At 63.5% G+C, this 296-nt stretch carries 1 protein-coding gene; it reads left to right on the top strand.

What is annotated here, in order from left to right; translation table 11 throughout:
- Positions 1-296, top strand: a 296-nt coding sequence (locus DPV74_RS41880) for a DDE-type integrase/transposase/recombinase (RefSeq protein WP_162923367.1), incomplete at both ends; no start/stop codon positions are given.

Here is a 296-nt window from a genome sequence, read left to right as displayed (position 1 = left end):
GGACGGCTTCGAGTTCCGCTGCGACAACGGCGAGCCGCTGCGCGTAACGTTCGCGCTGGATTGCTGTGACCGTGAGGCAATGAGCTGGACGGCTACGACGGCAGGCCACAGCGGCGACATCGTGCGCGACGTGATGCTGGCTGCAGTGAAAAATCGGTTTGGCAACGAGCTGCATACGCCGTCCGAAATCGAGTGGCTGAGCGACAACGGTTCGGGCTACACGGCCGACGACACGCGTCGGTTCGCAGTGGCCATCGGCCTGAAGCCATTGACCACGCCGGTATGCAGCCCGCAAA

The sequence above is a fragment of the Burkholderia sp. HAN2018 genome, assembly GCF_024704855.1.
Taxonomy (GTDB): Bacteria; Pseudomonadota; Gammaproteobacteria; order Burkholderiales; family Burkholderiaceae; genus Burkholderia; species Burkholderia cepacia.
This window is presented reverse-complemented; position numbering and strand designations above follow the sequence as displayed.